The organism is Selenomonas sp. oral taxon 126, assembly GCF_001683335.1.
GTDB lineage: Bacteria > Bacillota > Negativicutes > Selenomonadales > Selenomonadaceae > Centipeda.
The window spans coordinates 2,486,729-2,493,722 of the sequence record NZ_CP016201.1; the positions used below are offsets into that span (position 1 = coordinate 2,486,729).

At 52.9% G+C, this 6,994-nt stretch carries 6 protein-coding genes, 1 pseudogene and 1 riboswitch; of the genes and pseudogenes, 1 reads left to right on the top strand and 6 read right to left on the bottom strand.

All coding sequences use genetic code 11. The features are described 5' to 3' along the window. The 4 genes from AXF19_RS15600 to AXF19_RS11290 all read right to left on the bottom strand — a co-directional run. A partial coding sequence (locus AXF19_RS15600; RefSeq protein WP_237141608.1) for an ABC transporter substrate-binding protein occupies positions 1–718 on the bottom strand: 718 nt, incomplete at its 3' end. Positions 719–730: 12 nt separating this feature from the next. Beyond that, a complete protein-coding gene (gene nikC, locus AXF19_RS11280; protein ID WP_066848924.1) occupies positions 731–1,543 on the bottom strand; it encodes a nickel transporter permease in 813 nt (270 codons plus the stop codon). Beyond that, entirely contained in the window at positions 1,540–2,484 is a 945-nt protein-coding gene (nikB, locus tag AXF19_RS11285; RefSeq protein WP_172837389.1) for a nickel ABC transporter permease, read from the bottom strand. The genes nikC and nikB overlap by 4 nt, the downstream gene beginning before the upstream one ends. Before the next feature lie 149 nt (positions 2,485–2,633). Then, a riboswitch (cobalamin riboswitch) is annotated at positions 2,634–2,858 on the bottom strand. Positions 2,859–2,982: 124 nt separating this feature from the next. Next, positions 2,983–4,320 carry an MATE family efflux transporter gene (locus tag AXF19_RS11290; RefSeq protein WP_066850253.1) on the bottom strand — a complete coding sequence of 446 codons (1,338 nt, stop codon included), beginning with the start codon at positions 4,318–4,320 and terminating at the stop codon, positions 2,983–2,985. Between the two features lie 159 nt (positions 4,321–4,479). Between AXF19_RS11290 and AXF19_RS11295 the strand changes: the two genes are divergently transcribed. After that, positions 4,480–5,238, top strand: a complete 759-nt coding sequence (locus tag AXF19_RS11295) for an HAD-IIB family hydrolase (RefSeq protein WP_066848927.1) — start codon at positions 4,480–4,482, stop codon at positions 5,236–5,238. A 42-nt stretch (positions 5,239–5,280) separates the two neighbouring features. On the opposite strand, the gene purD is transcribed toward AXF19_RS11295, so the two are convergent. Both purD and AXF19_RS11305 read right to left on the bottom strand, forming a co-directional pair. Beyond that, the gene (purD, locus tag AXF19_RS11300) at positions 5,281–6,540 is read right to left on the bottom strand and encodes a phosphoribosylamine--glycine ligase (protein WP_066848929.1); all 1,260 of its coding nucleotides are present in this window, start codon (positions 6,538–6,540) and stop codon (positions 5,281–5,283) included. A 10-nt stretch (positions 6,541–6,550) separates the two neighbouring features. Continuing rightward, positions 6,551–6,988: pseudogene (locus AXF19_RS11305) on the bottom strand (IMP cyclohydrolase); the annotation flags it as partial. Positions 6,989–6,994: the final 6 nt, after the last annotated feature.

A 6,994-nucleotide genomic window follows, 5' to 3' on the forward strand; every position in this document is an offset into this window, starting at 1 on the left:
TGACCGCCATATCGACTTCTCCCGACGGGAGTGCCATTGCGCGCGTGTTCGGATCGTCGATCGACGGGATCTCGACCGTCTCATAAGGCACTTCGCCACCCCAATAGTTCGGGTTCTTCTTCATGACGGCCTTTTCCTTCACGAAGGACTCGCATACATAGGGCCCCGTGCAGATGGGACCCTGCGTTGCGAAGTTGCGCTCCTTCTCACTCTCAACGTCGACAATGAGAAAAAGCGGATCTGCAAGGTAGCCGAGCATGCTCGGTGCAGGTTTATCCGTTGTAATCTTGAGTATCTGCCCGTCTGCAGTCATATTTGTATACGTGAAGAATGTTGCTGCGCGTGTATTCTTTGCAAACGCACGCTCAAGTGATGCTTTGACCGCCTCTGCCGTAAGTGGGCGCCCGTTCGAGAATTTGACATCGCGAATCTTAAATGTCCACGTCAGCTTGTCATCGCTGATTTCCCAGCTCTCAGCAAGCCACGGCTGGATATTCATTTTCTCATCAAACTGAGTTAGTGTCTCGCCCATGCCGTAGCGCATGACGACCCATCCGAAGGCATTTTCCGTCGGTTCGAGCGAGTCTGCAAAGTTCGTCACACCGACCTTCAGCGTCGTCTTGTCCCCTGCCGACTGACCGCCGCCGCATCCCGTCAGCAGTGCAGCTGCCATGCAGCCGGCCAGCAGTGCGCTGAGCCACTTCTTTTTCTTTCCCATTTGTCTCCTCCTTTAATTTGCCTTGCGCGGGTCCATAATATCCCGCAGACTATCTCCCCATAGATTAAAGATTGCAACCACAGAAGCAATTGCAAGTCCTGGGAAAATCATAAGCCAGGGTGCCGTCTGAATCAGCTGACGTCCCTCATTCAGCATGAGTCCCCATTCCGGTGTCGGCGGCTGTGCGCCAAATCCGAGGAAGGAGAGCCCAGCAAGCTCCATCATGAGTGCGCCGATGTCGAGTGCGGCAGTCACAATGATAATCGGTATAATATTCGGCAGGATATGCCGACGAATCATCGCAATCGGTCGTGTACCATTTGTAATTGCAGCAGCTAGGAAATCCTGCTGCTTAACCTTCAGCGTCATACTGCGTGCAAGACGCGCATACTTTGTCCAGCCTACAATAACAACGGCAAGAACTGCGTTGACTGCACTCCCGCCGAGAACACCCGCAATCGCAATTGCAAGCACAATGCCCGGAAACGCGAGAAAAATATCGGTCAGACGCATGATCACATTATCGACTTTTCCGCCGACATAGGCGGAGATAACGCCGATCAGCGTTCCAAGACCGGACGAGATGATGACAACTGTGAGCGCCATCGTAATCGAGATGCGCGCACCGTAGAGAATACGCGTAAAGATATCGCGCCCGAGCTTATCTGTACCAAAGTAATGCTCAGCGGATGGCGGCAGGAGCGAATTCTGAATCTGCGACTCATACGGATCGTATGACGAGATCAGCGGCGCACAGATGGCGACAAGCACAATCAACAGGATGATGCCTGTATAGATACGAAACAGCAGTTGATCCCGCATCATGCTTTCGCCCCCTTCCTGAGTCTCGGATCAAGATACGCATAGGATATATCAACGATGAGGTTCACAAACATATAGAGCGTTGCAATCCAGAGGACAAAGCCCTGCAGGAGCGGATAGTCGCGCGCTTCGATCGCACGCACTGCAACACGTCCGATGCCCGGCCACGAGAATACGATCTCGATAACGGCGACACCGCCGAGCAGCCAGCCGATGGCAAGGCCGAGCAGTGTGATGAGCGGCAGGAACGCATTCGGCAGAACGTGACGAAGGAGGATGCGTGTCATCGACATGCCGCGCGCCTTGAGCCCTGTGACGTAGTCCTGTCCGAGCTCCTCAAGCACCGCCGTACGTACCTGACGCGTATACTTCGACGACAGCAGGATGGCAAGTGTAAAGGCAGGGAGAATCATACGATCAAGGCTGACCTCGCCGCCTGCAATCGGGAAAAGTCCAAGCTTCAGACCAAATACATAGAGCAGAATAAGTCCCACCCAGAAGCTCGGCATGGAGACACCGAGAAAGGTGAAGAATCGTATGACTTGATCCGGCCACCGATTACGATAGAGTGCTGAGATAACTCCTGCCGGAAGTGAGATGATCAGCATCATCACGATTGCCGTTCCCGCAAGAAAAAGTGTTCCCGGCAGATTCTGCAAGAGTTTATCCTGTACCGGAATTTTTGCCGAGTAGGAACGCCCCATATCTCCGTGTACCACACCGTTCAGCCAACTGAGATACTGTTCGTGGAACGGTCGATCCAGCCCCAACTCGTGGCGTGTCTGTTCAATCGTCTCCTGCGAGACAATCGTATCACCTGTTTCGAGAATTGCATCCACAGGATCGCCCGGCGCAATAAAGGTCAGACTGAACGTCAAGAAACTAACGCCCAGCAGTGTAAAGACCATCTGCACCAAACGCATCAGGATTGCTTTTGCACTCAACTCCCCAACTCCTTTTTATAATGACAAAATAAAAAACGCCTGCCTCTTTTGAGACAGGCATTAGTAGAGCGCAAAACACAGCGATTGTGCAGGTCTCCCCCAAGCGCTGAAAATCGCAGCATTCATCTCCCCATCTCTCGTGAGTCCATCAATGAATCTTATTGCGAGCAGGCTTTCCGGCTCATAGATCGCTGCATTCTTCCGCCTTCCCGGGGTTATCCCAGTGACTTTACAGGCACAGGCTCTGCGCCTGTGGAAGAACACTCCCTATTTACGGCTGCGGGACAGCATGGGCATTCCACCCATTTTCCTCTCATCGCTCAACAGAATGCGTACAAAGTAATACTCATCCGTCGACACTCGCAACGTTATGTATTCGGTTTTCAACATAAGTTCAAACGTAGTATATCCATATTAGATATACTTGTCAAGACACCTATTTCAGATTGTTGTATTTGGATAGTCAGAAAGTCCCTTGTGCTTTATCTTAATTCTTTCTTAACATGGATTCAATGCATGCTTGGAATTTCTTTCATGATATACCTTGCGCAGGAGTATGGCTGCACAGATGGCGCGCATACTCTGATCGAGTGCCAGTGACAGCCATGCTCCCTCTAGTCCCATATGGAACTCATAGAGCAAGATATAGGTGATGATCGGGCGCACAATGGTGATGCTGATAAAGGAGTATGCTGCCACCTGCGTTGTTTTCCCACTGGCGCGCAGAATACCCGCACAGACCATTTGATATGCCTCCGGAAAGCTGACAACGGCAACATATGCAATAATGAGGCTGCCAAGAGGCAGAAGTTCCGGATCATGCGCATAGACACCGAAGATTTGCTCACGCAGTACATAGGTCACGAGGAATGCGACGGTAGAAAAAATCAGACTCCACCGCATACCCGTCCAAAGGTAGCAGCGCCATTCATTTCTTTTCTGCTGATCCTTATTGTGTCCCGCGAGAACCGTACTCGACTTCCCCATTCCATTGCAGAAGTTGTAGTAGAAATCACAGAAATTCATCGCAATGGCATGTACTGCATAGGGAATCGTCCCCAGTTCGGCAACCATGCGCGTATAGACGACCATGCCGATGCGCTCAAATCCTTGCTCGCTGAAGATACCGCCGAAGACGCCGAAGAATTCGCGGAGATAGGTGCGCGTCAGACGATAGCTTCCCTGATCGAATATCCTCCATGCGGAGAGGACGCGAACCGTGAGAATCAGTGACCATATTGCTCCGCCCACAGTCCCGAGTGCGGCACCGAGTACGCCCAGTGCGGGGAATGGTCCGAGACCAAAGATCAGCAGCGCGTTGAGTATGACGTTGACGACATTTCCCTGTATGTTGATCGAGAGAACACGCATGGATTCGCCGCGACCAAACATGACCGCCTGCATCAGCACCGTAACCGATGTGATGAATACGGCAGGAAGCGTCCAGAGACCATAGATCATCGCGTCGGGAAGGTAGTCCTGCTGTGCCCCCATCCAGATCAGGATGGAATCGAGATGAATGAAAAATCCGATATGCGCAAGTCCCAGAAAGACAACGACCAATACCATTGTCTTTTTTAGAATATCCCCGTAGGTATCGTGCCGATCTTGTCCAAACCGCTCCGCAATCAGGATGGTCACAGCTGCTGCTACCGAACGTGCAACGGTGAGCAGCATCATACGCGGCTGCGTAAAGATGCTGACGGCTGCAATCGCCCCCGTCCCGAGCGTTCCAACCATGATGATATCCGCATTGCTGAGGAAGATCATAAGAACGCCTTCCAGCGCTGCAGGTAGACCGATCCGCAAATAGTTTCTGTCGTAGGATGTCAGCACGATATTATCCCCCATTTGATCCCATGATTCCAAATCAACAAACTATCATACAATGATAATTCTTGTCAACCATATATGAATATGAATTGACAACTTACTTGAAATCCTGTACTTTTGTCATAGTGGGAAGATCAGGGAGCAATCGGAGGATTAGTACATATGAAGATAGCATTCAGCGATTATGACGGCACACTGTCTGTTCCGCATGAGGGCGTTGCTGCAGAGACCATCAAAGCAATTCAGGATTGGCGCAGCGCGGGAAATAAATTCGGCATCGTGACGGGAAGAGATCATAGTTTGATTGCGATGGAAACGCGAGCGCATAACATTCACGTGGATTTCTATATCTGCTGCAACGGTGCGGCAATTCATCAGGCGGATGGGACGCCCCTTTTATCGACACCACTCTCCCGCGATGTAATGAAAGAGTTTTTCCGCTCGGAACATGTTCGCAGCTATACGGACGGAATGCTCTTTTTTACGCCTGAAAGAGCCTATACCTATCGGCTGCGCACGGATGTCCCGCCCTCCTATCTTATGGCACTGAGCGAAATAGAGGAGGCGCTGCGTCTCAAGGATGTTGTCCAGATGGGGATGCGATTCCGTGACCGTGATGAAACACTTGCGGCTTTTTCAGCGATTGATGCGGATTTCCCGAACGTATTTACGGGAAATATGAACCGCCAATTTCTCGATCTCAATCGTGCGGGTGTGAATAAAAGCAAAGGCATTGCAGATTTTGTCCGACATATGGGATGGGAGGCACACGAGCTGCTCATCATCGGAGATGACCGCAACGATCTGGCGATGATCGAGCGCTATGGCGGCTATACCGTGCGCCGCGCCCAGCCATTTATGCATGAGGCTGCGCGTGGCGTCTATGATTCGGTCGGCGCTATGCTGTGCGATCATCTATAAAAAAAGAACTTCTGCCGAGCAATTTCGACAGAAGTTTTTCTTTCAGCGATGCAGGGCGCGATGTGCAATATCCTTGCGATAGTACACGTCCTTGAAGGAAATTTTCTCCACCGCCGCATAGGCAGAATGTACGGCAGATGCAATATCCGCGCCCATCCCGACGACACCGAGTACGCGACCGCCGTTGGTGACGAGTCTGCCGTCCTTCTCTGCGGTTCCGGCGTGAAATATGAGTGCACCCATCTCCTCTGCCGCTGCAATCCCGTGAATCTCATGCCCCTTTTCATAGGCGGCGGGATAGCCGCCTGCTGCCAGAACGACACAGACAGCCGCGCCGTCCTTCCAGTGAATCGGCACATCGGCAAGCGTTCCATCCGCACAGGCACACATAATCTGTACGAGATCCCCATCCAGAAGCGGCAGAACGACCTGCGTTTCGGGATCGCCGAAGCGGGCGTTGAACTCCACCACCTTCGGACCGTCCTTCGTTACCATCAGACCGAGATAGAGACAGCCGGCATAGGGTCGACCTTCCTTTGCCATGGCGGCAATGGTCGGCTTTAGGATCTCCTCGGTCGCACGCTCGATCATCTCAGGTGTCATGACAGGTGCGGGGGCATAGGTACCCATGCCGCCCGTATTCGGGCCTTGATCGCCGTCAAAGGCACGCTTGTGATCCTGTGCGCTGATCATGGGACGGATCGTCTTTCCGTCGGTAAAGGCGAGGAGCGATGCCTCCTCCCCCTCCATGAACTCCTCAATGACAACGCGTGCACCTGCGTCCCCGAAGGAGTTGTCCTCCATGATTGCATTCACGGCGTCAAGTGCCTCCTGCTCAGTCATGGCGACAATGACGCCCTTTCCTGCCGCAAGGCCGTCCGCCTTGACGACAATCGGAGCGCCCTCGCGGCGGATGTATGCACGTGCAGGCTCTGCCTCCGTGAAGACCTCATAGCGCGCCGTCGGGATGCCATACTTCTTCATGAGATCCTTCGCAAAGGACTTGGAGCCCTCGATCTCTGCGGCACTCGCACGAGGTCCGAAGGCGAGGATTCCCGCCGACTCGAGCTCGTCCACAAGCCCGTTCATCAGCGGAACCTCGGGGCCGACCACGACGAGACCGATCTCCTTTTCTTTGGCAAAGCGCAGGATCGCAGCATTATCTGACACGGATATATCCGTCATCTCGCCCATGCCGGGGTTGCCGGGAATCGCATAGATCTTGTCCGTCTGCGGGCTTTCCTTGAGTTTCCGGAAGAGGGCGTGTTCACGTCCGCCCGATCCGATTACAAGAATATTCACGTCGTCTTCCTCATTTTTCCAACTGTCCTGCCAGATAGGCGTTGATGGCACTGTCATAGTCCGCCGTATGTGCAAAAGCCTCATGGGCAAGGCGCATGCGCGTCATGCCGTCGACGGCACCGTCCTTCTGAATCTTTTCCGCGATCTCTGCGTAGCGCACCGGATTCGTGATAACGGTGACAAACTTAAAGTTTTTCGCCGCTGCGCGAATCATTGCGGGTCCTCCGATGTCGATCTGCTCGACAGCCTCCGCAAGCGTCACGTTCGGATTTGCGACCGTCTCCTTGAAGGGATAGAGGTTGACGGCGACGAGATCAATCGGCGTGATCTTCAGCTCACGCAACGCCTTCTCGTGTGTCTGATTTCCGCGAACGGCAAGAATTCCCCCGTGCACAAACGGATGCAGGGTCTTGACGCGTCCGTCCATAATCTCCGGAAATCCTGTCATCTATGT